This is a genomic window from Micromonospora sp. URMC 106, assembly GCF_051386395.1.
Taxonomy (GTDB): domain Bacteria; phylum Actinomycetota; class Actinomycetes; order Mycobacteriales; family Micromonosporaceae; genus Micromonospora.
Genome location: NZ_JBPQTP010000296.1, coordinates 1 through 230, shown reverse-complemented (window position 1 = coordinate 230; position 230 = coordinate 1). Strand labels below are relative to the sequence as shown.

The 230-nt window shown below is 72.6% G+C and carries 1 protein-coding gene; it reads right to left on the bottom strand.

Annotated elements, in window-relative coordinates; all coding sequences use genetic code 11:
- On the bottom strand, positions 1 to 230 hold a 230-nt coding region (locus ACSNOB_RS32165), incomplete at both ends, for a hypothetical protein (RefSeq protein ID WP_436691230.1).

Genomic DNA, 230 nt, shown 5'->3' with positions numbered 1-230 from the left:
CCGACCTCCAGGAACGTGTCCACACCCTGCGCCCGCAGAGCCGCCACCCCGTCGGCGAACCGCACCGGCTGCCGCACGTGCCGCACCCAGTAGCCGGGGTCGGTGATGTCCCCGGCGTCCGCCACCGCGCCCGTCACGTTCGACACCACCGGGATCCTCGGCGGCTGCCAGTCCAGCCCCGCCACCACCGACGCGAACTCGTCCAGCATCGGATCCATCAACCGCGAGTG